The sequence below is a fragment of the Streptomyces sp. NPDC051286 genome, from assembly GCF_044455345.1.
Taxonomy (GTDB): Bacteria; Actinomycetota; Actinomycetes; order Streptomycetales; family Streptomycetaceae; genus Streptomyces.
This window is the reverse complement of the sequence record NZ_JBITER010000066.1, coordinates 1-25,216: the sequence shown is the minus strand read 5'-3', so window position 1 is coordinate 25,216 and position 25,216 is coordinate 1. Positions and strand designations below refer to the sequence as shown.

The window sequence follows — 25,216 nt, the reverse complement described above, 5'->3', positions numbered from 1 at the left end:
CCTAGAGAAACGTCTCTCAGGCGCCCTCACCCATGTCCGCGCAGGTCAGACCCCAGATTCGTGACTCTAGGACGCTGAATTACGCGGAACGCAGGACGAGGTGATCCCGCTGGACGTCCGCACCATCCCTGCCGAGGCCCTGCTCGCCGCCGGCTTCCGGCACAAGGCGGTCCGGCGAGCCGCCGTGGTGGCCACGCCGACTCCTGCCGGGCCTGGCCTACTCACCTGCCGGCGAGCACATCCGCAACCCACCTTCACGGGACCGTTCGGGTCCTCGACGCAACAGAGCGACGCCCCCGAAACGAGCCAGGTATGCACTGCAGTTTGAGGCAGGCACCGGGCGCGGCACCAGCTACCTCGACCTCGTCTACTCGCCGGACGGCGCCGTGCTCGTGGCCAGCCGTGATAAGGCCGTGGAGCTGTGGGACGCGCACAGCCAACGACGCACCGCCGAACTGGCCGGTCACGAAGGCGGCGTGCGCGCACTGTCCATCTCAATCGACGGAAGGACGCTCGTCGTGGGGGACGACTTCCCCCACGTGTGGGTGTGGGACCTTGTGACAGGCGTCTGCACGGCGAGCCTCACCGGACCTCAACCCGCAGGAGGGCATCTGGTCGCTGGTCAACGCGAGATCGGCAATCTCGCGGCGGCTGACCTCTCCCAGGTCCCCCCAGCCGTCAAGCGCAAGCTGGGGCAGACCCAGTACCAGCCCGAGGTGGTCGACGGCTGCCTTGTCGGCACCGGCCTGGCCATGGACGCCTGACGGACATCACGAATTCAAGTTCAGTAGCCAAGCTGACCTACGACGGAGCTTCTTCGTCGGCGGCGGGTTGCAGCCAGTCGCTGTCGGGGCGAGCCAGCAGCCGGGCGTTGTTGTATGCCATGGCGGTGGTGAGAACCGTGTGGCCACGGTAGAACTCTCCTTGCCGGGAGACCACCAGCGCGAGGTCCACCACGCTGGCGTCGAGGAGCGAAAGCGGGAGCAGGAGCTGAACCGTGTCTTGCGCCGGGTACCAGGTGGGTACTGCTGCCTTGTAGTTGCGGCGGACTCGGTCCTCCGCTCCGTCGATGGCCCCCTTCAGTGCCATGCGTGCAAGGTGGGGGCTTCCCTGGAGCGTTGTGGGAAATCGGGCAAGGTTTCCCTGATCGTCGAGGATGTGGTCCACGCTGACGACGAGTTCCCGACGCCAGTCGTAGATGTAGTCCGCGGGGTCGTCGGTGTAGGTGACGAAGTCGGGACGCAGAGAGGGCGGGAAGTGATCCATGAAGTCGCGCTTGCTCTCCAGACGCCAGTCGACGAAGACCCACGGCTGGCTGTCGGGCCGGTCGTTGCGACGGAAGAGCCCGTAGATCGTCTCCTGCCGCGCAGTTGCCAGTCCTGTGTTGAAGGCGGAGTAGGACCCATCGGTGCTCGTCGAGATCTTGCCCTGCTGGTGTGCGCGCTCGAACGTCCACCGGATGTAATTGCGCAGGATGCGGTTTCCGCTCGGTGCGTCTGCCTCCCGCCCGTCCCAGTTTTCAGGCTCTGCTGTAGCCGCCAAGCGGTCGAAAAGGTCGGGCTCACCAGAGCCCTCGCGAAGACTGGCGCTCGATCGAACCTTCCCCATGTGCGCGTATTCGTAGAGCGCGTTGCCAGACAGACGGGGTGATCGTGTCGCAGGCGCAGGCGCAGGCGCAGGCGCAGGCGCAGGCGCAGGCGCAGGCGCAGGCGCAGGCGCAGGCGCAGGCGGTGCCGGAGGCATCGCTCCGTCGAAGCGCTGCTTCAGGCGAGCAAGGTCTGCTGGTGATGCCAAGGGGCGGTTCTCGCTGGTCACAGGAAGTCTCTCAAGGTCGCATGTCGGAAGTGCCCGACAGTCTCTCCCATGTAACTAGGCATCGTCAGGAGCTTCATGAGATGCCGTCACCAGTTGCCTCAGCGAGGATGCGGTGCCGACAAGAGCACGCAGATGCTATGCCGGTTGAAGGACCCTCGCTACAGCGCGGCTGACGTGATCACGGACCACCTCGGCGGCCACGTAGGAGAGCGCCTCCGCCGGTGCCTTGGACACGGACGCGAACTGACTCTCCTGCTGGCGCAGATGGGCATCAAGAAAGGGAACCATCGCACCTGTGGCGCTGCAGCGGGCCTGCCGCGCGTACAGGACGGTGAGGGAGAAGGCCCAGCAAGCGTGGAGGAATCCGTAGATGGGGCGCGGGGTCCCTCGCCAGGGAGAGAAGAAGGTGACGTCGGCGGGGAGGCTGACGGCGTGCGCGGTCAGGGCGTCGTTTAGCCAGTTGTGGGCGGCCTCGTGGATCAGGTCGCGGGCCAGGACCTCGGGGTGGGCGGTGTAGTCGGTGAAGACCGTGCCCGGGAGGCGGGTGAGGGCCCAGCTGTGGAGGGTTTCGTCGAGCTGGCGACGGTTGAGCAGGCAGATCACGGGGGCGTGCTGAGCGAGCAGTGTGCCGAAGCCGTGCTCGGTCGCGGAGGCGAGGGCGGCACGAACGAGGCCATGGGCCTCGGGTGGGGCAGGGCTGGTGTCGGGGCCGACGAGGTAGTACGCGGTTTCGGAGATCTCCGAGCGGAGCAGGTCCGCGGGGCAAGGGCTGAGCACGATGTGCGGGCCGGCCGACAGGTGGATCAGGTCTCGGACCGTCGTATGGCGGCACCAGGCGAGGTGGTCCGCGTCGCGGACGCGCGCCGCGTGTTCGGCGCCTTCGAGTAGGTGGTGGGCCACGGCGTAGTCGAGGGCGGACGAGCCGAGGCGGTTGCCGAGTACGGAGGCGATACGGCTGGTTCGTTGGCGCTGGTGGTCGGCGATACCGCCGAGGGCGACCAGGGCTTCCGGGGAGAGAGCGCTCATCTGGGGCTCCGGGAGTGGAACGGGGCCGGACCGGGACGGGCCCGGCCCCGTGGCAGGTCAGGACTCGGTGGTGGGCTCAGCGACGTCGGGCTGCGCCGTGGTGGCCAGCCAGGTCTCGGTAGCCGCGTTGGAGGTGTGCGCGGTGGTGCGCACGGGGTCGCTGTCACGCAGGGACGCGACCGCCTCCAGGAACTCGTCGAACGTCTTGTCGTCTGCCACTGCTCGCTCTCTCCTCAGGTCGGGGCGGTGGGTCGGGGCGAAGGGCTGGTGGGGGCGGGCCGCGGGGGCCGGTCACGGATGCATGGCTCCTTACTCGGAGACGAAGAGCGTCAGGAACTTGCGAACGCGGCCGGCGCGGACCGGTTCGGTGCCGTGGACGAGCTGGCTGCCGAAGACCACGAGAGTGCCGGGAGCGGGTGCGACGCTCCATTGCGTGCGCGGCATGCTGCGAAACCAGGGAGAGGACATGTCCGTCCCGTCGTGTGCGAAGCGCATCCCCGGGGCGTAACCCGATCCGGTCGGTGGCTCGTCGGTGGTCCAGGCGGCGTCGCTGCCCGTGGTCTCCACGTAGAACGCCCCGCCTGTGTCCTGGGTGTCCGTGAGCGTGACCGTCGCGGCGGCGATCTGGCGGGGACGGGTGAGGGGATCGGGGGCGATGCCGTCGGCATGCGGGGTGATGTACTGGCCCACGCCGTACTCGAGGTAGATCCACGGCCGGTGGCCGGTGACCGACGGCAGGGTGCGCCTGATTGCGGCCATGTGGAGCCTGAGGGCCTGGTCGAGGAGGGTGGTCGCCTCGTACGGGATGTCGGTCATCTCGATCCGGCCGGCCGGCTCGTAGACGTCCTGCGCCTCGGCGGGGGAGTGACCGGGGATCTCGTGGATGGTCGTATGACGGCCCGCGCCGTACCGGTCGCGCCCGAGGGAGCCGAGCGCGTCGTCCATGACGTCGTTGAGGCGCTCGATCTCGTCCGGCTTGAGGAAGCTCTCCACGGTCCGGATGGACAGCGTCTCGGCTATGTGGATCACTGCTCGCCTCCATCGCTGCAGTGGGCTTCGGCCGCGCAGGCGCAGAGGGCGGACGGCGGGGCAGACCTGGCCTCGGCCAGGGCCTCCGTGAGTACGTGCACGGCCTCGGTGAGGTCCTCGAAGTACTCGGCAGGCGTGGTGCCGGCAGAGGGTACGAGATGGAGGTCGAGCGTCGGATACACCCGGCCGGTGGTGCGGCACGTGAGCTCGTTGCGACCGAGGACCAGCGAACACACTCCGGGCAGGGAGGCCTCGGCTCGGCTGGCGGCACGGCACAGGCGCTCCGCTGTTCGTGCGTACTCGGCGCGGTCGCGCGGCAGGATGCCGACCGAGAGGAACCGGGGCTCGGCTCCGGGGAGGTCGGCGTAGGCGTGGCCCTGGCAGCTGTCATAGGTGACGGTGTTCCAGCCCGCGGTGAGCGCGTCGACGACCGGGCGGACGCCGGGCTCGATGCCCTCGTACCACTGGGGGTGTCGCGGGTCGAGATCGTCCGCCTCGTGAACGCCGGGGAGGCCGACCGTGTTGATGTTGCCGTGGGCGCTTACCTGGAGACGTGCTGGCGGGCGCGGTGCGGCGGGGTCATCCCAGCGGGCCAGGAACGCCACGACATGGTGCATGTCGTTGGGGCGGACGGGGCGCCAGCGCAGCCGGGAACAGGAGGCGACGGGCGGGAGATCCGGCTGGGCGAGCAGGGCGGCGACGCCGTCGATCAGGCGCATGCGGTGGTCGCAGTACGCGTCTTCGTCGCCCGCGGCGGCGAAGCGGAGGCGGACCGCCCGCGCCGCAGGTGTCGCGGTAGTCGCAGGTCGTGCACTTGGTGACCAGGGAGCGTGCCTGCCGGAGCAGGGGAGAGCTGCCCTGGGCGCTGGCCACGTCGGCCGCAGCGTGTACGTCACCGAGCGCGGCCAGGCCAGCCTGCGGCCAGGGCAGCTCGTCACAGCTTCCCAGGCGGTCATCGGGATAAAGGGTGAGGACGTGGTCGCACTTCAAGTCGGAGAAGTGACAGGAACGGGTTTGTAGACCCCTCAGGCGGCGGATGACGGAGACGACGGGCTCCAGCTTGACGCGGCGGAACAGGCCGTCGGCGACCCAGTGGTGGGCGGCCTCCAGCACGAAGTCGGCGTACTGACGCGGCGTGACGGCCCAGGCCGGGCCGGTGGGGCCGATGGCCCGTCGCTGGAGTGCCCGGCTGGTCGGCGTACGGGATCCCGCCACCGTGGTCGAACGGGTGACCGCCGCGTCGAAGCACGGCACCAGGCTGACCGTCGTCACGGCGGGAAAGGAGGCGAGGTGCTCCATGACCTCGGAGGCCCGGCCGAGGACGTACGGGGTGACGGCGCAGATGACGCCGACGCGGCGTTCCCGACGGCCGAGGAGTTCCAGGGCCTCGATCACTTGGGGGTACGTGGGGCGGCCGTCGTAACCGACACGCCACGAGTTCCCCAGTGCGTCCCCGTCGAGGGAGATGCCGATCTCCAGCTGGGGGCAGTGCCGCTCGAACAGGTCCAGCCAGGCGTCGTCGAGCTGGAGGCCGTTGGTCTGGAGGCTCACGCGGATGATGTTCGGCTGTGCGGCGAGCGCGTCCAGGATCTCCGCGATCCGTTCCCGGCCGGCGGTCAGGGGCTCCCCGCCGTGGAGTTCGACGCTGAGCGGACGCCCGGAGAAGATCGAACCGAGGCGGTGGACCTGTTCCGCGCTGATGCGGGCGCCGCCCGGTGACTCCTTGCGCTTCTCAAAGCAGTACAGGCAGTCGATGTCGCAGGTCTCCCCGCGGAGCTTGAGGATGACGGAGACGGCCGTGTCCGGCCCGGTGCTCGACAGCGGGGCGTAGAGACTCTCCAGGTCGATGGAGGCGGTGCGGGTGACGGGCATCAGAGGACTCCAGAGGAGGAGAGGCGCGGTCTACGCGCCATCGGTGGAGACCGTGGACAGCCACCCGAGAAGCTGTCCGCCGGTGATGGGGATGTGGACGTCGCCGCGGCGAAGGAACCACCCGTCGGCGTACCGCTGCGGCAGCCAGCCGGCGTCAGGGGCACCCAGATTGGGAGGCTTCTGCAGCGGGTCGTCGACGGGCCAGCAGTCCAGGAGCGCTCTCGTCACACGTCGCTGTACGGGGCGGAACCACTCCCACGTCTCTTCGAGAGCCGGGTCGATCGGCGGGCGGGGCTGCGCGTCGGCGAGCAGCGGCAGCCACTTGTCGCCGAGGACCGGGTGCCCGGCCGCCGCGCAGCCGAGCGCGGTGAGGCAGGTCTCCAGCTTCCGGCACACGACGCCGGCCGATTCGGCCAGGCCGTCCTCGACGAGGCCGGTCAGGTCCTCTGCGAGACTCGCCGCGACCTCGGCCTGGTCGGCGACCGCCCAGCGTCGGTAGCCCTGGCGCTCCTCGGGAGCGAGTACCGGATCCCAGCGCCCGGAGCCGTATGAGAGGGCGGTACGCAGACACATAAGGTCGTGCATCGAGGCGCGTACCCGGCGGAACGATCCGAGGTCGTCGCGGCGGACGTCGAAGGAGCGGAGCAGGTGACGGAGTTCCTCGACCCGCTGCGGCGCCGTCGCCTGGAGGTCGACACGGACGCCGTCCACGATGCGCGACTCCCATGCCGGAAGGTCGCCGTCCACGATGCCACGCAGGTCGATGTCGCTCGCTGCGTGGGCGAAGCCGCAGGCGAGGGCTCCCTCCAGCCAGACCTCGCGGGCCTCGCCGGACGCGACCAGCGCCTGGGCGACTCTGTTGGCGATCTCCCGGCGCAATCGTGCCGATGGGTTCACCGGTGGCCTCCTTCGATCAGGATCTTGTTGTCAGCGGTGATCTCCCTGAGGAGATCGACGGCCCATCGGTCGAGCGCGCCGCGCACGTCGGAGCGCTGGGCGCCGATGTGAGGCGAGGCCAGGAGGTTGAGCGGCGTCGTGGACCCGGTGAGGAGCGGCAGGTGCTCCCGCTCGACCGGGTCGAGGGCGAGCCCGGAGAGCCTCCCGTCCGCCAGTGCCCGCAGGCAGGCGGTGACGTCGAGGGTCTCCAGCCGTCCTGCGCAGATCAGCAGAGGCCGCTGCGGGGCGACGCGCGTGAGGAAATCCTCACCGATGAGCTGTTCGGTCGTGGGGCGCAGCGGCAGAGCGATCACGTGTACCTGCGACTGCTCCATGAGCGCTGTCTGTGACACCTCCCGCAGACCGGGAGGGTTCGACGGCCACGCGGCGAAGGCCGCGCGGCCCATGAAGGGGGCGAGGGTCCATTCGGCGGCCAGCCCCACCGGACCCGCGCCCCAGATACCTGCGGCCAGGGTGCCGAGTGACGCTCCCATGCACGCCTGCTTCTCGTGCCTGCCCAGCAGCAGCGCGTGCTGCCCCAAGGGGATCCGCCGGGCCAGGGCCAGGGCAGCGGCCAGGACCCACTCGCCCACGGCGTCCGCACCGGCCTCGGCGTTGCGGTGCAGCGTGATGCCACGGTGCCGGAGGGCGTTCACGTCGATGTGGTCGATGCCGGAGCCGGTCCGTACGACGTGCCGCAGACGAGGGAGCGCGTCGAGCTCCCTCTCGCCGAGACGGACGCCGGAACGCAGCACGAGCACGGCCGTGGCGGCGGGCAGAGGCGAATCCAGATCCGGCAACTCGTGTACGAGGACATAGGGCAGGGCGCGGCGGATCGCGCTCGCGTCCGCCGCACCGCGTAGCACCAGGACAGCGCTCATCGGAGGAACTCCGGCTTCTCGTAGCGGCCGAAGGCGAGATCACCCTCGCCGACGACGACGGTCACGGGTGACGGCGCGCCGAAGTACGCGTCGCAGGCGCGCTTCACCCCTGGGAGCCCGTCCCAGGCCCGCGGATTGACCGCAGTGTCCGCGTAGTCGTCGACAAGCAACACGCCCGTCGGCACCAGGCGGGTGACGCAGTGCGCGAGTCCCGTGAGGGTCGAGTCGTAGAAGTCGCCGTCCAGGTAGGCGAAGGCGATTTCGTCGGGCAGCTCCTTGGAAAGGGTCTCGTCGAACCACCCCGGATGGATGACCGGGGCCGGCCTGCCCCAGGCCGAGTGCGTGGCGCGCACGTCGTCCGGGGACGACAGGAGCTGGCCTGCCGCCAGATGGTCCGAGTCCTCGGCGCCGGGCGCGGGCATGCCCTGGAAGGAGTCGTAGACATGGATCTCGCGGTCGCGGTCGCCCAGCGAGTCGAGCACGCTACGGATCCAGAGGGCCATCGCGCCCCTGTAGCAGCCGAGTTCGACCACGGCTCCCGGCAGACCGCGGGCGGTCAGGTCGGCGAGCTCGTCGGCGATCACGCGAAGCCGGTCGGCACAGACCGTCCCGGAGTGCTCCCGCAGTAGCCACTCCTGCAGATCCTTCAGCGTCGGATCCATGAAGGTCACCACCTGTCCACGAAGGGGTCGGCGAGCTCCCCGTTCAACGCCGCCGACAGCGGGCGGTTGATCCGGGGCAGCAGGTACACGTCGCCCAGACGTTTCAGCGGAACCCACTCGAAGCCCACCTGGATGGGGTCCGGCGGTTCCGGCATGCGCGGCTCGGCGTCGTCCACCTGTTCGGCGAGGAAGTTGAACTGAACCTTCTGGACGTCTCCGAACTCGCCCTGCCACGACTCCGGGACGTACTCGACGACGCACAGCAGACGCTGGGCCACGACCTGGAGGCCGGTCTCCTGCGCGACCTTGCGGTTCACGGCCTGGCGCAGGTCCTCGCCGACCTGGGCCTTGCCGCCCGGGAGGTTGTAGTGGAACCCGGCCTCGTCGTCGTACGACAGCAGCAGGACGGCGCCGTCGCGCACGATCGCCGCCTTCACGGAGACACTGATCCGAGGCAGTTCGGGCGTCAGAGGCACGACAGCGCCTCCGGTTCGCCGACACGCATCAGGTCGCCGACCTCCGCCAGAGACCCCGCGACGGTGGAGCGGAAACTCCCTCCGCGCCGGAACTGACGAGCGGCGGCGCGCATACCAGCGAGGGCGGCACGACTGAGCTGGTTCGCGTAGATACAGAGGCGGAAGCCGGCTTCGCCGAGTTCGGCGGCGCTCAGGTCGGGGAACGCCGTGGGCACGCTGACCAGCGGCACGCCGTGGCTCCACGCACGTCCGATGGCCCGCGCCTGCTCACCGGTCGCATCCTTGGAGTGGATGAGTACCGCATCCGCCCCGGCCTCGGCGTACGCCTCGGCCCTGGCGATCGCCGTGGCCATGTCCTCACCGGCGATCAGGGCCTCGGTGCGGGCCACGACCACGAGGCCGTCACCGGCGACCTTCCGTATGCGCCCCACCTGCTCGCGCAGCAGGTCCCGGTCGGCGAGGGCCTGGGCCCGGTGGGCCGCGAAGCTGTTGCACTTTGGGTACGCGCTGTCCTCGACACACACCGCCGCGGCTCCGACGCGCATCAGGTCGTACGCGAACCGCTCCGCCGTGCGCCCTGAACCACCCGCGTTGTCGATGTCCACGATGACGGGCAGATCGGTGACACGGCCGAGCGAGGCGACCACGTCGGACAGGTCCCGGGGGCCCAGGACGTTGGCGTCCGGCAGCCCGGAGGCCGCGGACACCTCCAGACCGCTCACCCACAGTGCGTCGAAGCCCGCCTCCGCTGCAACGTGCGCGGCGAGCGCGTTCACCGCACCGACAGCCAGCAACGGGTGCTTCCGTTCGCTGTCGTCGAGGGCCTCACGCAGACGCATCGCCTTCATGCCGTCAGCCATGGGTCTCTCCTCCTTCCGCGTGGGCGGCGATGGGCGGCACCAGCTGCCGTCCGCGCAGTACGTCCCAGGCGGCGAGCAGCACCTCGGACCGGGGTCGGCGGGCGTCCAGCCGGACCACGTCGCCGAGGAGCGGAAACTCGTTGGGCTTCGTGACCACGGCCTCGTAGGTCTTGCGAACCCGGCTCTGGACGTCGTGCACGTCCCAGTCGGCCCGGACGGCGTCACCCTGTCGGGCCTGCGCCCGGCTCATCGAGGCGTCGGTCTCCAGGTCCAGGACAAGCGTGAGATCCGGAGCCACGGTGAGCTGCGAGGCCAGCGCCTCGTACGTCTCCGACACCCTCATGCCGTGCTTCACGGCGAAGAAGGCCAGCTCGCTGAGGAGCCAGCGATCCGCGATCACGGGCCGGGCCGTCCGCTGGGGGAGCACGAGACGATCCAACGTGGCCCGCTTGTCCGCCGCGATCGCGGACAGGTAGGCGTCACGGTTCCCGGCGTTCGGCTGGTACTTGCCCGTGACGATGGCGGCGGCCTGGTCGGCGGCCAGGAAGTTGGTGGTGAGCACGCACAGCGGGGTGACGCCGTAGAGCCCCTCCCAGAGCCGGAACAGGCCCTTGCGCAGCGTCGTCTTGCCGGTGCCGTCGAGCCCCTCGATGACAATGAACGGATAGCGGTGGTTCATTCGACCTGCCCCGCCCCCGTGCCGCCGGCGTACTTGGTGAAGCGGCCTCGCCAGCGGGCCGTGGTGGACACCAGGTCCACCAGCCGCAGCTCCGCCAACTCGTCGATCAGTCGGGGCAGCTCGGGCTCGACGCAGATGCCGGCCTCAACGGCCCGGCAGTACGCGGCGCGGAGCGCCGGGTCGTCGGCGGTGTCGCGCAGCGCCGCCTCCAGCACCCGCGTGGCCATGCCGTGGGCGACGACGCTCACGGCGGTGCCCAGGGCCTGCTCATGGAGCGGGCTCGGGTGCGGCTCCAGCGTGATGTGGTGGACCCCGCGGTGGCGAATGACCGCGAAGAAGCCCACCCACCACGCGGCGGCGGCGCTGACGGCGGTCACGGCGTCGGACCAGGCCGCCCCGGACTGCTCCGCGAGGAGGTTCTGGGCAGCGGTGTCGGCGGCGCGGTGAAGTGCCCCGTGCCGGTTCCGCGACTCCGCTCCGTGCCGCTCGGGCAGCTCCCACCAGAAGCCGAGCCCGGCGTCCTCCAGCAGCGCCATCGCGGACTCGTCGCCTGCCGGCAGCGGAGACGGGCGCTGGGCCAGCACGGAGACATCGGCGCCCGGCACGTCCGGCAGTGCCTTCTCCTCGGCGACGGCAGCCCGCCATTCGTCGAGATGGAGATGGAGCCGCTGGGTCAGCAGCCCCTCCGCCAGCGTCTGCCAGGCATGGGCCAGCGGCGGCGAACCGGGGGGCCTGGACGGCAGGGTCAAGGAGGTCACAGGTCGGATCCTCACGTCCGGGGAGTCGCGGCACGCGGCTCCGGTCGGTGGTGCTCCACCACGATGGCCGCCACGAAGGCCCACGCCTATGAGTGTTTATGAGCCCCACCAGCGGAACGTGTCCGGGTGGTTGCAGAGAGGGAGAATGCCGACCATGGTCGACAGCGGACAGCGGCGGTGTACGCGCTGCGGTGCCCTTCTCAGTCGCTTCAACGCCGGTACACGATGCGCCTCGTGCCAGGACGGGCCGGCCGCCCGACGGGCCGACCCGGCCTTCTGGCGTGATCCGACGGTCCGGCGAGCCGTGGCCGCATGGGAACTCGGCACCGTCGTCAAGCTGTTCAGGAAGCACACGGGCCTCTCCCAGGCGGGCGTGGCGCGGATGGTCAGCATCGACCAGGCCGAGGTCAGCAGACTGGAACGCGGGCTCAAACAGATCCGCGACCGACGGCAGTTCGTCCAGTGGACCGATGCACTGGGAGTTCCGGAGGAACTGCTCGGGCTCCTACCCACGGCCGATCCGCACACCCCGGACGCCACGGGCCGACCGGGAACGGCGGACACCGGAGCCCGTGGGTACGCTGCGCTGCCCGAAGGGCCAGGCCAGCTTCTCTTACCCGCCGGCCGGTCCGTCTCGACGACGGCGCTTCCTGTGCTGACCCTTCCCGCGGCCTCGTTCCTCGGGGACAGCCTGAGACTCGACTCCCGCCCGGAGCTGGATGCCTGGCGCACCATGCCGATGCGCGCGCTCGTCGTCGCGAACCGCACGGTGGACGGGGCGGTCCGGCAATTCGTCACCGACGCCCGACCGAGCGGCGTACGCACCACCGCCTCCGACCCGGTCGACATCCCCGCCGCATACGAACTGGACGACCTGACCTACGGCATCCTGTGGGCCATGTCGGGATTCGAGGCGGCACTGCTCGGCGACGACCAGACCCTCCACACCTCGCTGGCTTCGCTCACCGCTTCCCCAGGCTCGCCGCTCGCCTTCGACTACGGCCTGACCGAAGTCTCCCGGATGCTGATCGGCTCGGAGACCGCAGCCCGGTACATCCTGGGCCACCGTGACCACCTGGGCGACGCACCCGTCTTTTGGACCAGGGAACAGCGCGGTGAGGAGGCCGCCACATGGCTGTTCTTCCGGCACAAGTACCGCTACCTCGAACGAATGGCACCACGACGTCCGGGCAGTACCAGTGGCCGGGGGTTCTGCGTCCCCGAGACGGCGGTCGCCTCCTCGCCGGCGTACGAGCGCGTTCTGCTCTTCCTCGCCATTGCGCTCATGGAGTCCTTCGGCGTCCGCACCTGGGTGACCGACGACGGAGGCTTCGCCCACACCGACGGCTTCGCGCTCTCCCACGGGCGCCGTGCCGTCATCGCCTCATGGGTACGGACCGAGGGGGCGTCCCATCTCGCGGTCACCGCGCGGCCGGGAGCCCTGCGGACGTTCGCCGATGTGGCGGGCCACGTCAGCCACCACTCGGCCACGGCGGCCGAGCAGGTCGGACAGCGCCTTGCGACAACGGCGGAGTACCTCGGCCTTGACGCCTCCTGGCTCGGTCGCCGGTGCGCACAGTTGTCGGCCGTCGGCACGGAGCGGCTCGCCCGGCCGCGCAGCCGGTTGCTCGGCCTCGAAGGGCTGGAGGCCGCCTGCCGGTTCGTGGCCGAGCAGCTGGTGATCATTCCTCGTACCCGGACGGCGCCGACCCGATAGCCTGCGTGAACCACTCGTGAGGCCGCGCTCGGCGGCGTCCGAACAGGGGAGCAGGGGATATGACGGAGTCGGTCAGGAACGTGGCGGTCTTCTCCCTCGGCGGCACGATCGCCATGACCACGGATCCCACCACCGGAGGCGTCGTACCCGCGCTCTCGGCCCACGAACTCCTCGCCGCGGTACCGGCCCTGGCCACGAGCGGAATCGGCCTCAAGGTACGGGACTTCCGACGTCTGCCCGGCGCCTCCCTGACCTTCGAGGACCTCACCGCACTGTCGGCCGCGATCACGGCGGAGCTGGAGACCGGAGACGTCGACGGCGTCGTCATCACCCAGGGCACCGACACCATCGAGGAGACGGCCTTCCTCCTCGACCTCTACCACGGCCACGAACAGCCGGTCGTCGTCACCGGCGCGATGCGCAACCCCACCCTGCCCGGCGCCGACGGTCCGGCCAACCTCCACGCCGCCGTCCTGGCCGCCGCCGACCCCGGACTCAGCGGCGCCGGCTGCCTCGTCGTACTCGGCGACGAGGTCCACTCGGCCCGGACCGTCCGCAAGTCCCACACCACCAGCCCCGCCGCCTTCACCTCACCGGCGTGCGGCCCGATCGCGCGGATTGCGGAGAATCGGGTGCGGATGGTGGGCGGGCTGCCGCGCCGCGGACCGCTGGTCGGCGCCCCTGACCGTGAGGCGCGCGTCGGGCTCTACACCGTCACCCTCGGCGACGACCGAGCCCTGCTCGACCTGTGGGACGGCAACTGTGACGGACTCGTGGTCGCGGCCTTCGGCGTCGGCCACGTCCCGGAGCGTCTCGTCGAAGGGCTCACCAAGCTCGCGTCCCGCATCCCCGTGGTCCTCGCCTCCCGCATCGGCAACGGCCCGGTCCTGTCCGACACGTACGGCTTCCCCGGCTCCGAGAAGGACCTCCTCGGACGAGGGCTCATTGGTGCCGGAGACCTCGGCCCGTACCAGGCGCGGCTCCTGCTGCACGCCCTGCTCGCCCGGGGCGCCGACGGAGCGACGCTCCGCGAGACCTTCACCACTGCCTCCGCCCGCTGATCCCACATCGTCAGGAGACACCCGCACATGCGTGCTCAGGAGCTGACCGTCGGCCGTACCTTCGGTGTCACCTTCGACCACGGGGAGGACTTCTTCGAGGCGTTGTCCACCTTCTGCCGGGACAACGGCGTACGCCAGGGCTACATCCCCTCGTTCATCGGGGCCTTCGCGGAGGCCGAGATCGTGGGCGCCTGCGAGAAGCTCGCTGACCCGGACGCACCGGTCTGGGCGAAGACGTACGTCACCAACGTCGAGGCGTTCGGCGCGGGCACCCTCGCCCATGACCCCGCCACCGGCGAGATACTCCCGCACATCCACGTCTCCGCCGGCCTGAAGGCCCAGTCGGCCGACGGCAGGACGAGCCACCTCCTCAGCGCCAAGGTCCAGTTCCTCAGCGAACTGCTGATCGTGGAGGTCACGTCACCCACGATGACCCGGCCCCGGAACCCCGACCTCTACGACGTTCCGCTGCTCACGTTCGGCTGACCGGCAGGAGCCGGCGAAGCCAGGGGTGGTCGGGCGCGATCACGTTGATCGCGTCCGCCAGCCAAGCGCGTGCCGGAGCGTCGAGCAGCGGCAGCACAGCTTCGAAGTCGGTCTCGTCCTTGTCCCGGGTCGCTTTCGCTTTGTAGAAGAGCTGCACCTCAGGCGCGAGGTACGGGATGCCCGTCTCGCTCGTTCGCCCGAGTTGGTCGATCGGGCGCCGGATCTCCGGGGTGCGCCGCGAGACCCACTGGGTGCCCTCGGCCTCGTCCAGCATGAGCTGCACCGACCAGGGCGCCTCGGGTGTGCGGCGGCACCAGATGTCGTGGAGCGGCGGCCGAAGGACCTCTACAGGACGCCACGGTCGAAGCTCCCCCTGGCCGGGCGGGTCCGCCACGTACAGGTCCCAGTCGACCAGCAGTTCGCGTACGAGGGCCTGGTCGCGCCGGAGGACGAGGACGTCGAGATCGCCGTGTGCGCGCAGCTCGCGGCCGACCGCGAGTTCGATCGCGTAGCCACCGGCGATCCACCACGGGAAGTCCGCCTTGGCGAAGACCGCGGCCACATCCTTGGGTCGATCCGGTACCCAGCGTCCCAACACGTCAGCACTCACCCGCTCATACTCTCAGTGATCAGACGGGCGGAAGTGAAGGCCGGCGGCGGGTCGGCGGTCTCGCTGGAGCGCCTCGTCGCTCGCCCGCCCCTGCGCTCATAAACGCCCATGAGCCTCAGGGGCACCGGCAGCCATCGTTGAGTGCGTGACTCGCGACCGGCCTCGTGGCTGGTGCTTGAGCCACGATCCTCCCGGGGCCGCGCGCCCGAAGCCAGGGTGCTTCCTGCGGCCGTACGCTTCTCAGCGGCGTACCTGCCGCACTTATGCGACCACGTCGCAGCCCTGGGAGAAGGCCATCGACGTCACCCACAGGAGGTCCGCCGCCCGATGATCAGCGCGCCGTCCGCCGCTCTCGGCCTCGTATACCGCTGGACCGACCACACCCTCAACCCGACCGGCGAAGCCCGCGCGGTTCTGCGACGTGTCCTCAAGCTTGACGTTTATCCTCGGCGGGCTTCGTGCTCCTTGATGGTTTCGGCGCGTTTGACGGTCTTGCCGACGTCGTGGCGCTTGGCGCGGTGTCTGTTCTTCGAGCCGGGCGGCCGTCCGGGGCCGGGGCGGGAAGGTTTCGGTGCGGCTGCTGGGCAGGCCGCGGTCGGTCGGAGGTTGCGAAACCCGCGGCGGACGCGGGCGGGGGTGAGGCGGCGGGGTTCGGTGCGGCGTTCCCAGGGGCGGCGGAGGTCTTCGGCGAGGGGGCGGGCAAGGCGGAGCTGGGTGTGAGCGGCGATGACGAGCCAGGTCCACAGGTCGGCGGTGTCGGCGTGGCGGACCTGCGGGGCGGTCCACCCGAGCGTCTGCTTCATCAGCCGGAAGGTGTGCTCAAGATCGAATCTGCGGAGGTAGGACTGCCACCACAGGTCCACCTGAGCGCTGGTGGCGGCGGTGGCTGAGCACCACAGCCAGACCGGTTTCGGGTCACGGTCGCCTGGCAGGCGCTCGACCTTGAGACGGATCAACGTGCCGTGCAGGACGGGCAGTTCCTCTTTGGCGTGCTCCAGCCAGGGGCCGCGGTGGGTGAGCCTTGGGTGCATCCGGTCCCAGGCGATCGCCTCGGCCTGGCCGTAGCGGGTGGTGTCCGTGACCGTGGTGGCGTCGGGCTCGTGCCAGCTGTCGGGCTTGGCGAAGGTGAGGACGCCGCCGTGCCGGCGGGGCCGCCCGCCCTTCGGGCCGGAACGGGTCGGGCCCGGGTCGCGGAGCATGACACGGTCCGAGCGCAGGCGCCCGACCAGCACGACCGGCAAGTCGGCCAGGACGGGGGAGAGGTAGGCAACGTCGTATCCGGAGTCCATCACGATCAGGATCTCCAGGTCGCCCGGCTGCCAATGCCCGGCTTGTGTCAACCGCCCGATGACATCGCGTAGTTGGGCGGCGGTGACGGCGGTCGCATCGTCGGCGGGGCCCAGACGCACGGCGTCCAGCAGCGCGACCCAGGACGTGCGGCCGGACTCCAGCGCGCCGACGAAAGAGTACGGCCATCCGGGAACCAGCTGGTCCGTCTTGCGGTCACCGCGTCCATAGACGTGGCAGAACAGTCTCTCGTCGCTGGTGGGGGCGTCCGGGCGCAACCAGTTGGACACGTCCACGGCCAGCACGATCCGCCCGTCGGCCGCCCTTGGCAGCGGCAGGCCGGCCAGGGTCCGGCGCAAGCGCATCGGCTCCAGCCAGCCCCGGTCCAAGGCTGCGTACTGGGCGCCGTGCCCACGTCGATGCTCGACCGCCAGCGACAGCTCGACCAGCGTCTTCACCGGCCCGTCCGCGCACAACACCGCGTCGGCGAGCTCGAAGAGCACGTCCGCGCGGGCGTAGAGGCATTCGTAGAACTCGACCCGAAAGCGGGACAACACGTCCAACGCCTCGCCTGCAGGCGCATCGATAGACAGACTCATACACAGCGGCCGTTCTCTTGTACTTCGTGACTCGACATCTCGAAGCGTGGAGAACGGCCGCCCCCGCTGTCCCGGAAAGAACCGCAGATCAGCAGGTCGGGTGACCTGCGACGTTAAACGTCAAGATTCAGCAGTCTGGCCACGTCGTCGTGTGTCTTCCCGACCCGCACGGCAACCATCTGGCATACACGACGGCCTGTCCAAGCGCCCGGGCCGTGATCACGAATTCGCCGTCACCGGGCAGCTCCCGCAGACTGCTGGACGCCGTCCGCTCCCTCTCCGGCCGCACTGCCCGGCACCACCGCAGCACCGTAAGGAGTCATCAACGTAAGCGAGTTGTTTCCTGATCGGGCTGGTGTGGACGAGGCGGGTGGGGAAGCATGGCCGTGCACGGTACGGGATTGTCCGTGCATGGGCAAGCGACGCGAAGAGGGCCGATGGCTGACGAGCAGGACATCCGGACACCGATGGACGGCATCGACACGGGCACGCCGCATTCGGCGCGGGTGTGGAATTACTGGCTGGGCGGCAAGGACAACTACGAGGTGGACCGCCGGCTCGGAGCGACGATGGAGAAGCTGTACCCGCAGATCACTGAGATAGCGCGCGCCTCCCGGGCATTCCAGGCGCGAGGGGTACGCTACCTGGCTGCTGAGGCAGGGGTGCGGCAGTTCCTGGACCTCGGAACCGGCCTGCCGACGGCGAACGCAACGCACGAGGTTGCCCAGAGCGTCGATCCGACAGCACGGATCGTGTACGTCGACAACGACCCGATCGTCCTGGCTCACGCCCGTGCGCTGCTGTCCAGCCGACCCGAGGGTGTGACGGACTATGTGCACGCGGACCTGACGGACGCGGAGACGGTGTTGCGCGAGACCGCCCGGACGCTGGACCTCGGCCGGCCGGTCGCCGTGATGCTGCTTTCGACGCTGGGGCACGTGACGGACGCGGACAAGGCCGCTGCGCTCCTTCGCAGCTACCTGGAGGCCCTACCGACGGGCAGTTACCTGATGCTGTGCGACACCATTGAGACGCCGGAGACCCAGGCGGGGTCCGACGAGTACGCCAGCGGGGGTGCCCTGCCGTACATCTCGCGTCCTAAGGACATCATCGGGGCCTTCGCAGACGGGCTCGACCTGGTGGAGCCGGGCTTCGGTTCGATCAGCCTCTGGCGCCCCGAAGGACCCGTGACCGGCGAGCCGGTCGACCAGTGGGGCTTCGTGGCCGCCAAGCGGTAGCCCACCGTTCCGGCACGATCAACGCCCCGACACGATCGGGCCGGAACAGGCACCGAAATCGCCCAACCGTCACCGGCGGCCCCTCCTGCCTGACGGCCGCAGCTCGACGACGTTGCGGCACCAGTGACCCGCCGGCGATTCCTCTCTTCTGGAGACCTTCTGATGACCACGTCAGCGTTCTCGGCGTTCTCGGTGGAGCCCTTCCCTCGGATTTCCCCCGGCGATGATCTGGGGTCCGTCATCACAACGGCCCTGGATGCGCAGGACATCTCGTTGTGCGAGGGGGACGTGATCGTTGTTGCGTCGAAGGTGGTGTCGATCTCGGAAGAGAGGCGCGTCGATTTGGCCGCAGTCACCCCAGGGGATTTGGCCTTGGGGTTGTCCGCCAGGACGGGAAAGCCAGCCGAGGTAGTTCAAGTCGTTCTGGACGAATCTGATGAACATTTCGTGGCCGGAGAGCGAGGACCGATCATTGCCCGGCATCGGCTCGGCTATCAGCTGACGTCTGCGGGCGTGGACCGCGATGGACTCGATGGCGTGTGGCTGCTGCCGGCCGACCCGGACGCCTCCGCGCGAGGGCTGCGCGATGCGATTGCCGCAGCGGCGGGAGCCCAGGTCGCGGTGGTGATTGCCGACTCGGACGGTCGGGCGGACCGTCTCGGCTCGACCGTGCTCGCGATCGGTGCCGCCGGTATTGCCCCGCTGCGGGACACCGAACACGCCGAGCCGGGCGGCAGGACCAAGCGGCAGGAAGAGACCCTGGTCGACCTGGTGGCCGCGGCTGCGGGGGTGATCCTCGGCCAGCGAGGCCGCGGCGCCCCCGTCGTGAGCGTTCGCGGTGTGGAGTACGAATCGAGCGACGAGGGCGTGCGGTCGGTCCTGCATCACGGGGGCCATTCCGCCGAAGCCCCCGCTGACCTGCGGCTGCGAAGCCGGTTCAGGAAGGCTGTCGAGGCCCGGGGAAGGGGACCACGCGGCGCTCGGGCTTCGCGAGCTCCTCACGGAGCTGGAGATTCTCCAGCGTGAGCTGGTTGACGGCCCGGATGAGAGCGGGGACATCGGCGCGGAGTTGATCGAGTTCCGTGTTCTTGTTGGCGATCGTCTTCTTCAGCTTCGAGATGGTGCTGCGGAGTCGGGCTTCGACATCAGGCGTTGCGCCGCGCTGCTTCACCTGCTCGTAGAAGTCGTTCAAAGGACTCGCTCCCCCTGACCGAAGTGCCAGCTTTCATAAGCCTTGCAGCTTACGATGCGCAGACCATGTCGACGTACGTTCGCACGCTATCCCCTGACAGGGAAACCACGTCGACGGTTATGTCGTTGTCGCAACCTTCCACCCTATTCACGTAGCTGCCGCTCTCTATCGGTGTGCCTTCGGCGATGGATTGCCACTTTCCATCCAGTTGGGGAGAAGTGATTTTCGTCAGTTCTACCGTCGACTTACTGGATTTGGACAGGAACTCATCCATGACTTCCCGGGATGAATCGAACCGCATTTCTCCGGACGCTCCAGACCAATGCTCCTGCTCGCAGAATCGTAGCCTCTGGACCCCTGCTGGGATCACGAGACCGTAAACCTTCTTCACCTCTTCCAGGCTCCGCCCAGAAGCACACCCGGCGTACATCCTCGGGTCGGCAGCGGATGTGGAAGATCCAGCATTTCCTGCATGCAGGGTTCCACATCCCGAGACGACGGCAAGGAGTCCGAACATGAAACTCCCAATCGTCAGTCGACCTGCATATCGCGATGGAACGCTCATATCATCTAGCCTCTTACCCTAGACGAGTCTTTCCGAATGCCTGCGGGCACGAAGAGAGGGTGTTCATGATCGCTTGTGACGACGAACCTGAACACCCTCGTGACCGCACTGTATGTGAAGATCGACGACGACTTGGCCGGTATCCGGCGGCTGCCGGGCCGGCCACCGAAACTCAGTCACTCGGAGTTGCTGTGCCTGGCGGTCATGCAGGCGATGCTCGGGTTCCACTGCGAGGCCCGCTGGCTGCGGTACGTCCGTACACACCTCCAGGACATGTTCCCCTTCATCCCGCAGGATGCCGGCTACAACAAACGGCTGCGTGCCGCACTGCCGCAGATCAAACGCGTGATACGGGTGCTCGCCAAAGACACCGACTTCTGGCACGACACGGTGTGGATCACGGACTCGACCCCGGTGCCGTGCGGGATGTCCCGCCCCACGGTCAAACGCTCGGAACTGGCGGGCTGGGCCAACTACGGCTACTGCGCGTCGCATTCGCGATTCTTCTGGGGACTGCGGCTGTACCTGGTGTGCACCCCCTCGGGGATGCCGATCCTGTGGGCGCTGGCCGATCCGAAGCTCGGCGAGCGCGAGGTGCTGGCCGCGATGCTGGAGGTCGATGCCGAACTGGTGCGCGAGCGGCCGGGCCTGCTGCTGATACGCCGGTGTCGTCCATCTTCTGGGACTCCACGACGTGGTCGAAGCCGTCGTACACGCTGCGCTCGATGACCTTGCCGCCCGAGGTGACCGATTCCGTCCGGCCGAACGGGTCGTAGTTGTAGTTGGCCGAGACGCCGGATGCGGTCGCCGTCAGCAGGCGGTTGCGGTCGTAGTTGTAGGTCGTGGACGTGCCCTTGACGGTCTGGCTGATGACGTTGGCGTTGTCGTCGTGGACACGCCCAGTCCTGCTACTCCAGTTACGGAAACGGAGTCGTTGATGTCGCGGGGCCGGGCGGCGACAAGTACGTCAGCGCGTGCACGCCGTCCAAGGACGAACGCATCCTCTCCACGATGCCGAACAACCAGTAGGCCTTCCTGCGGGGCACGTCGATGGCGTCGCCGCACGTCGCGGGCGTGGCCGCGCTGCTGAAGGCCGCGCACCCGAAGGCGACTCCGGCGCAGCTCCTGGCGCTCCTGAAGACGCAGGCGGACAACCCGGGCTCCCCGAAGGACCCCTACGACTACAACGGCGACGGGGTCGTGGACGCGACCTGCACCGGCGGCAAGCGCGTGAACGGTTTCTACGGCTTCGGCGTCGTCAACGTCCCGCGGGCCGTCAAGTAACCCCGTCGATCAACTCGTTGAGCTCCGCACGCGTCATACCACCCGTACCGCGAGCGAACCAACTGGAGATCTCTATGACAGCGCCGCGCACGCGCTCCCGTCGTCTCATCGCCCTCCCGCTCGGGATGGCCATGGCGACCGCCTTCGCCTTACTGCCGGGTGCCACCGCGTCAGCAGCGGAGACCGCCCCGAAGGCCTCGGCGGCCGACTCGGCCACCCTCAGCTACGTCGTCAACATCGCCACCGGAAAAGGCCCGACCACGACGGTGAAGAAGGCCATCGCCGACGCGGGCGGCACGATCGTCATCGCGTACGACCAGATCGGCGTGATCGTCGTCCACTCCTCGAACCCCGACTTCGCCCGGACCATCCGCAAGGTTCCGGGCGTGCAGTCGGCCGGAGCCACCCGCACCGCGCCCCTTGCCGCGCAGTCGACCGCCGACATGGGCGCGCCGAAGGAGCTCACCGCCGAGGAGTTCGCGAGCGCGCAGGCGGCGGCGGCCGGTGACCAGGACCCGCTGGAGCCGTTGCAGTGGGACCTGCCCGCCATCAAGGCGGACAAGGCGCACGACAAGACGCTCGGCAGCCGCGACGTCACGGTCGCGGTCATCGACACCGGCGTCGACGACACCCACCCGGACCTCGCCCCGAACTTCAACCGCGACGCGTCCGTCAACTGCGTGTCGGGCAAACCGGACACCACCGACGGGGCTTGGCGGCCGGGCTCGTCGGGGAGTGCCCACGGCACACATGTCGCGGGTGAGATCGCGGCCGCCAAGAACGGCATCGGCATGACCGGCGTCGCGCCCGGCGTGAAGGTCGCCGGCATCAAGGTGTCCGACCCGGAAGACTACGTCTATACCGAGGCCGTGGTCTGCGGCTTCGTCTGGGCGGCCGAGCACCACGTGGACGTCACCAACCACAGCTATTACACCGACCCCTGGAACTTCGACTGCCTCGACGACGCCGACCAGAAGGCGCTCGTCGATGCCATCACCCGGGCCTCGCGGTACGCGGAGCGCAAGGGCACGGTCAACGTCGCGGCCGCGGGCAACGAAAGTCACGACCTGGATGCGGACTCCATCACCGACCCCGACTCCCCGAACGACGGCACGCCGGGTGACCGGGTGATCGATCCGCACAAGTGCTTGGACATACCAGCCCAGCTGCCGGGTGTGGTGACCGTGGCCGCGACCGGTGCGAAGGGCATCAAGTCGTCGTTCTCCAACTATGGCCTGAACGTCATAGACGTCGCCGCGCCTGGTGGAGACGACTACCAGCCCCCGGCCGCGCCGGCCACCGACGGCCGGATCCTCGGCACGCTGCCCGGCGGTAAGTGGGGCTACGCGAAGGGCACGTCGATGGCGTCCCCGCACGTCGCGGGGGTGGCCGCCCTCATCAAGTCGACGCACCCGCACGCCACCCCCGGCCAGGTGAAGGCCCTGCTGTCCTCCGAGGCCGACGCCACGCCGTGCACGGACCCGTACGACATCGACTCCGACGGCAAGATCGACGCCGTGTGCAAGGGGTCGAAGAACCACAACGGGTTCTACGGTGTGGGGATCGTGAACGCGTTGAACGCTGTGACGAAGTAGGCGGCTTCCGCGCGCAAGGGGCCGGGCCGTCGACTCTGGTTGGTCAATCTCGGCCCCTTCGCGAACTGCGTCTGGTACGGGCACTCCGGCACGGGTGCGGCGCTGCGTGTCCTGGCACCAGGCGCTGTCGGGCAGGCGTAGCCGACGGTTGATCACCTCGATACACCACCGGCTCCCGGCCACCCGGACCAGCTCGGGCAGCGGCACTTGCCTCGGGGACCAGTACAGGTGAGTGCTTCCAGGCCGCGAAAGGCCAGGTCGGGTTGGACCACTGCCAGGTCCGCCACTGGACGGCCTGGCACCGGCACATCATGCTCCGGGGTGGCGAGGGACATCGGAATCCTGGCTGCGGCCTGGGCGAGGTGGACGCGGAGCAGGCCGCGAACGACGAGGTCGCGGGCGGCGAGGCGGCCTCCGGCAAGGCGAGGAAGGTGCGCCACACTCCGAGGGGAACGCTTGAAGAAGGCCATCGGGGACGTCCGGGCGGCGAGCGGCGACTTCACCCTCTTCATCGATGAACTCCACTTGGTCGCCGTCGCGGACCCCCGGCACCTGTGCCTTCAGCACTCCAGGACCCGCCCGGCACCTGGCATAGGTGATATACACCGCGTATGCCCCGTTTGCGTCTTCTGTTCACTGCTGTGATCGGGAGCAGCCCGAGGCGGTCGGCAGCCCGTGTGGGGCGCGCGCTCTCCCCGCGTGGCGCGCTCGCCCTGCAGAGTGTGGACGGTGCCCTGTCCTTCGCCCTGCGTGCCGCGCTGGCGATGGCGCTGCCCGCGCTGCCCATGGCACTGGCCGGGCAGGCCGACCAGGCTGTCTACGCCATGCTGGGCTCCTTCACCACCACGTTCGGCCGCAACCTGCCGTACGCGCGCCGTGCCCGCGTGCTCGCGCTGGTCGCGGCCGCCATGACGGCGTGCGTGGGCTGTGGTTCGGCTCTCGCCGCGTGGGCCCATCCACGGGACGGGGGAGCCGCCGCCGTGGTGGTCGCGGCCATGGCCGCGGTGGCCGGGATCGCGAAACTCGCCTGTGACGCGGCGCGCCTGAGCGGGTTGGGCGCGGTGCTGCTGCTCTTCTCCTTCGCCGTGGCGGCCAATGGTTCGCCCGCCCCGGCGGACGTCCTTCCCCATACCGCCCTGGCCGCTTGCGGTGCGGCCGTGGCCTGGGTACTGGCCGTTTCGGGCTGGTTCGTGCACCCGGATCGCCCACAGCGCCTCGCGGTGGCCGCGGCTCTGCGCGAGCTCGCGGACCTGGTGGAGGCAACCGGCGCGGGGAACGGAAGCAAGCTCGTCCGGCACCGGGCGACCGCCGCTGTTCTACAGGCGTATCGGACTCTGGGCCTCCTGCCTCCGGCAGCCGCCGAGCAGGGCGGCCGGGGCGGCACGTGCGTCCGTCTGACCGACCTCTCCTGGTCGCTGCTGATCGGTGCCGCCCGCCGGCCGCCGGACGACCCCACCCGCCTGGCGGGAGACTTGCGCCGCCAGGTCCGCCTGCTTGTGAGCCGTCGCCACCGGGTTCCGCGACTCCTGCCCGAGCTGGCGCTCCCGTCCCTGGTCGCCCAGGCCGGCATGGTCTCCGAGCCGGTTCCGGCGGATCCGACGGCCCCGCGCGCTGCCGAGCTGCGCGCCGCGGAGCTGGTGACGGGGCGGCGCCCCGGCGGCCCCGGACACGTGTCGGTCCTGATCGTTCCCGCCCTACGGATGGTCATCGGCACCGGTCTTGCCGGATGGGCGGCCCTTCTTCTGGGCCTCGGTCACGGCTACTGGGCGGCGATCTCCGCCGCCGCGGTGCTGCATTCGATCAACGTCCGCACGGCGGCGCAGCGCGCCGTCCAGCGCACTTTGGGAACGGTCGCCGGACTGATGCTCGCGCTCGGCGTGCTGTCCGCGGGCCCCGCCCCTGTGGTGCTCGTCCTGGTGATCGTGCTCCTGGAGTTCCTGCTGGAGTACGTCGTGGCGCGCAACTACGGTCTCGGCGTCGTCTTCCTCACGCCACTGGCTCTGCTGCTGTCCGACCTGGCCTCTCCCTCACCTGCCGGAGCCCTCGTCGAGGACCGGGCGCTGAGCAGCCTCCTCGGGATCGCCATCGCGCTGGCGTGTGCGCTGTTGGTGGTCCACGACCGCGCGGCGGTTCGAGCGGAGCACGCGCTGGCCGCGTGCACGGAGGCGTCCGAGCGTGCCGAGCAGGTGCTGGACGACTGCTCGGAGCCGTCGTACCCGATCGTCCAGACTCACCTGGCGGCAGCTGTGGTGGAGTTGCGGGAGGCCGACGACGCCGTGGCGGGCGAGCTCTGGCCGGCGGAGATCGACCCCACAGAACTCGCTGCCGCGGAGCAGCGTGCCTACCTCCTCCTGGAGCGGCTCGTCCGGGGAAGGTGATGCCACGCGGAGTGCCGCCCGTGCGCGCCCCCTGATTCAGGCGGCTCTACCGTCTTGATCGGGTTGATCGAGCCATTCGTAGGGTTGGGTCGCCCAGGGGTGCTGGGTGTGGCTATCAGGCGGCTCTACCGTCTTGATCGGGTTGATCGAGCCATTCGTAGGGTTGGGTCGCCCAGGGGTGCTGGGTGTGGCTATCAGGCGGCTGCCGTC

24 protein-coding genes and 3 pseudogenes are annotated in these 25,216 nt (G+C 69.4%); 11 read left to right on the top strand and 16 right to left on the bottom strand.

What is annotated here, in order from left to right:
• Positions 1-70: 70 nt before the first annotated feature.
• Positions 71-181, top strand: a pseudogene (locus ACIBB8_RS34360) (FMN reductase (NADPH)); the annotation flags it as partial.
• 211 nt (positions 182-392) lie between these two features.
• Entirely contained in the window at positions 393-764 is a 372-nt protein-coding gene (locus ACIBB8_RS34355) for a WD40 repeat domain-containing protein (protein WP_398958877.1), read from the top strand.
• Positions 765-801: 37 nt separating this feature from the next.
• Here ACIBB8_RS34355 and ACIBB8_RS34350 read toward each other — a convergent pair whose 3' ends face one another.
• The 13 genes from ACIBB8_RS34350 to ACIBB8_RS34290 all read right to left on the bottom strand — a co-directional run bounded on the left by ACIBB8_RS34350 (position 802) and on the right by ACIBB8_RS34290 (position 10,994).
• Positions 802-1,542 carry a DUF3825 domain-containing protein gene (locus tag ACIBB8_RS34350; RefSeq protein WP_398958876.1) on the bottom strand — a complete coding sequence of 247 codons (741 nt, stop codon included), beginning with the start codon at positions 1,540-1,542 and terminating at the stop codon, positions 802-804.
• Positions 1,543-1,950: 408 nt separating this feature from the next.
• Positions 1,951-2,841, bottom strand: coding sequence for an aKG-HExxH-type peptide beta-hydroxylase (locus ACIBB8_RS34345; protein WP_398958874.1), 891 nt, complete (start codon positions 2,839-2,841; stop codon positions 1,951-1,953).
• A 57-nt stretch (positions 2,842-2,898) separates the two neighbouring features.
• Positions 2,899-3,060, bottom strand: coding sequence for a hypothetical protein (locus ACIBB8_RS34340; protein WP_398958872.1), 162 nt, complete (start codon positions 3,058-3,060; stop codon positions 2,899-2,901).
• 90 nt (positions 3,061-3,150) lie between these two features.
• Entirely contained in the window at positions 3,151-3,870 is a 720-nt protein-coding gene (locus ACIBB8_RS34335) for a 2OG-Fe(II) oxygenase (RefSeq protein WP_398958870.1), read from the bottom strand.
• Positions 3,867-4,487 (bottom strand): hypothetical protein, encoded by a 621-nt coding sequence (locus ACIBB8_RS34330; RefSeq protein WP_398958868.1) that lies wholly within the window; start codon positions 4,485-4,487, stop codon positions 3,867-3,869. The genes ACIBB8_RS34335 and ACIBB8_RS34330 overlap by 4 nt, the downstream gene beginning before the upstream one ends.
• Complete coding sequence (locus ACIBB8_RS34325) at positions 4,450-5,742, bottom strand: radical SAM protein (protein ID WP_398958866.1); 1,293 nt, start codon at positions 5,740-5,742, stop codon at positions 4,450-4,452. The genes ACIBB8_RS34330 and ACIBB8_RS34325 overlap by 38 nt, the downstream gene beginning before the upstream one ends.
• Positions 5,743-5,772: 30 nt before the next feature.
• Positions 5,773-6,639, bottom strand: coding sequence for a hypothetical protein (locus ACIBB8_RS34320; RefSeq protein ID WP_398958864.1), 867 nt, complete (start codon positions 6,637-6,639; stop codon positions 5,773-5,775).
• On the bottom strand, positions 6,636-7,559 hold the full coding sequence (locus ACIBB8_RS34315; protein ID WP_398958862.1) for an NAD(P)-dependent oxidoreductase: 924 nt from the start codon (positions 7,557-7,559) through the stop codon (positions 6,636-6,638). Before ACIBB8_RS34315 ends, ACIBB8_RS34320 begins: the two co-directional genes overlap by 4 nt.
• The gene (locus ACIBB8_RS34310; protein ID WP_398958860.1) at positions 7,556-8,221 is read right to left on the bottom strand and encodes a TylF/MycF/NovP-related O-methyltransferase; all 666 of its coding nucleotides are present in this window, start codon (positions 8,219-8,221) and stop codon (positions 7,556-7,558) included. The genes ACIBB8_RS34315 and ACIBB8_RS34310 overlap by 4 nt, the downstream gene beginning before the upstream one ends.
• A gap of 5 nt (positions 8,222-8,226) precedes the next feature.
• Positions 8,227-8,697, bottom strand: coding sequence for an NUDIX domain-containing protein (locus ACIBB8_RS34305; RefSeq protein ID WP_398958858.1), 471 nt, complete (start codon positions 8,695-8,697; stop codon positions 8,227-8,229).
• The gene (locus ACIBB8_RS34300; RefSeq protein ID WP_398958856.1) at positions 8,688-9,557 is read right to left on the bottom strand and encodes an isocitrate lyase/phosphoenolpyruvate mutase family protein; all 870 of its coding nucleotides are present in this window, start codon (positions 9,555-9,557) and stop codon (positions 8,688-8,690) included. Before ACIBB8_RS34300 ends, ACIBB8_RS34305 begins: the two co-directional genes overlap by 10 nt.
• Positions 9,550-10,236, bottom strand: coding sequence for a dTMP kinase (locus ACIBB8_RS34295; RefSeq protein ID WP_398958854.1), 687 nt, complete (start codon positions 10,234-10,236; stop codon positions 9,550-9,552). Before ACIBB8_RS34295 ends, ACIBB8_RS34300 begins: the two co-directional genes overlap by 8 nt.
• On the bottom strand, positions 10,233-10,994 hold the full coding sequence (locus tag ACIBB8_RS34290; protein WP_398958852.1) for a hypothetical protein: 762 nt from the start codon (positions 10,992-10,994) through the stop codon (positions 10,233-10,235). The genes ACIBB8_RS34295 and ACIBB8_RS34290 overlap by 4 nt, the downstream gene beginning before the upstream one ends.
• Positions 10,995-11,298: 304 nt before the next feature.
• On the opposite strand from ACIBB8_RS34290, the gene ACIBB8_RS34285 reads away from it, so the two are divergent.
• The 3 genes from ACIBB8_RS34285 to ACIBB8_RS34275 are packed head-to-tail and all read left to right on the top strand — an operon-like array spanning position 11,299 to position 14,258.
• The gene (locus ACIBB8_RS34285; protein ID WP_398958850.1) at positions 11,299-12,711 is read left to right on the top strand and encodes a helix-turn-helix domain-containing protein; all 1,413 of its coding nucleotides are present in this window, start codon (positions 11,299-11,301) and stop codon (positions 12,709-12,711) included.
• Positions 12,712-12,770: 59 nt separating this feature from the next.
• Positions 12,771-13,772: an asparaginase gene (locus ACIBB8_RS34280; protein ID WP_398958848.1), complete on the top strand. Its 1,002-nt coding sequence runs from the start codon at positions 12,771-12,773 to the stop codon at positions 13,770-13,772.
• A gap of 27 nt (positions 13,773-13,799) precedes the next feature.
• Entirely contained in the window at positions 13,800-14,258 is a 459-nt protein-coding gene (locus ACIBB8_RS34275; protein WP_398958846.1) for a PPC domain-containing DNA-binding protein, read from the top strand.
• Here the strand turns inward: ACIBB8_RS34275 and ACIBB8_RS34270 are convergent.
• Both ACIBB8_RS34270 and ACIBB8_RS34265 read right to left on the bottom strand, forming a co-directional pair.
• Positions 14,245-14,868, bottom strand: coding sequence for a nucleotidyltransferase domain-containing protein (locus tag ACIBB8_RS34270; protein WP_398958844.1), 624 nt, complete (start codon positions 14,866-14,868; stop codon positions 14,245-14,247). The genes ACIBB8_RS34275 and ACIBB8_RS34270 overlap by 14 nt on opposite strands.
• 440 nt (positions 14,869-15,308) lie before the next feature.
• Entirely contained in the window at positions 15,309-16,754 is a 1,446-nt protein-coding gene (locus ACIBB8_RS34265; RefSeq protein ID WP_398958842.1) for an NF041680 family putative transposase, read from the bottom strand.
• Between the two features lie 437 nt (positions 16,755-17,191).
• On the opposite strand from ACIBB8_RS34265, the gene ACIBB8_RS34260 reads away from it, so the two are divergent.
• From ACIBB8_RS34260 to ACIBB8_RS34250, 3 genes are all read left to right on the top strand, one after another.
• Positions 17,192-17,992, top strand: a complete 801-nt coding sequence (locus ACIBB8_RS34260; protein ID WP_398958840.1) for an SAM-dependent methyltransferase — start codon at positions 17,192-17,194, stop codon at positions 17,990-17,992.
• A gap of 162 nt (positions 17,993-18,154) precedes the next feature.
• A complete protein-coding gene (locus ACIBB8_RS34255) occupies positions 18,155-19,018 on the top strand; it encodes a coenzyme F420-0:L-glutamate ligase (protein ID WP_398958838.1) in 864 nt (287 codons plus the stop codon).
• An 806-nt stretch (positions 19,019-19,824) separates the two neighbouring features.
• Complete coding sequence (locus tag ACIBB8_RS34250) at positions 19,825-20,478, top strand: hypothetical protein (protein ID WP_398958836.1); 654 nt, start codon at positions 19,825-19,827, stop codon at positions 20,476-20,478.
• On the opposite strand, the pseudogene ACIBB8_RS34245 reads toward ACIBB8_RS34250, so the two are convergent.
• A pseudogene (locus ACIBB8_RS34245) lies at positions 20,411-20,644 on the bottom strand (hypothetical protein); the annotation flags it as partial. The gene ACIBB8_RS34250 and the pseudogene ACIBB8_RS34245 overlap by 68 nt on opposite strands.
• Positions 20,645-20,649: 5 nt before the next feature.
• On the opposite strand from ACIBB8_RS34245, the pseudogene ACIBB8_RS34240 reads away from it, so the two are divergent.
• From ACIBB8_RS34240 to ACIBB8_RS34230, 3 genes and pseudogenes are all read left to right on the top strand, one after another.
• Positions 20,650-21,033: pseudogene (locus ACIBB8_RS34240) on the top strand (S8 family serine peptidase); the annotation flags it as partial.
• A 74-nt stretch (positions 21,034-21,107) separates the two neighbouring features.
• Positions 21,108-22,628: a S8 family peptidase gene (locus ACIBB8_RS34235; RefSeq protein ID WP_398958834.1), complete on the top strand. Its 1,521-nt coding sequence runs from the start codon at positions 21,108-21,110 to the stop codon at positions 22,626-22,628.
• A 611-nt stretch (positions 22,629-23,239) separates the two neighbouring features.
• Positions 23,240-25,006 (top strand): FUSC family protein, encoded by a 1,767-nt coding sequence (locus ACIBB8_RS34230; protein ID WP_398958833.1) that lies wholly within the window; start codon positions 23,240-23,242, stop codon positions 25,004-25,006.
• Positions 25,007-25,216 lie beyond the last annotated feature (210 nt).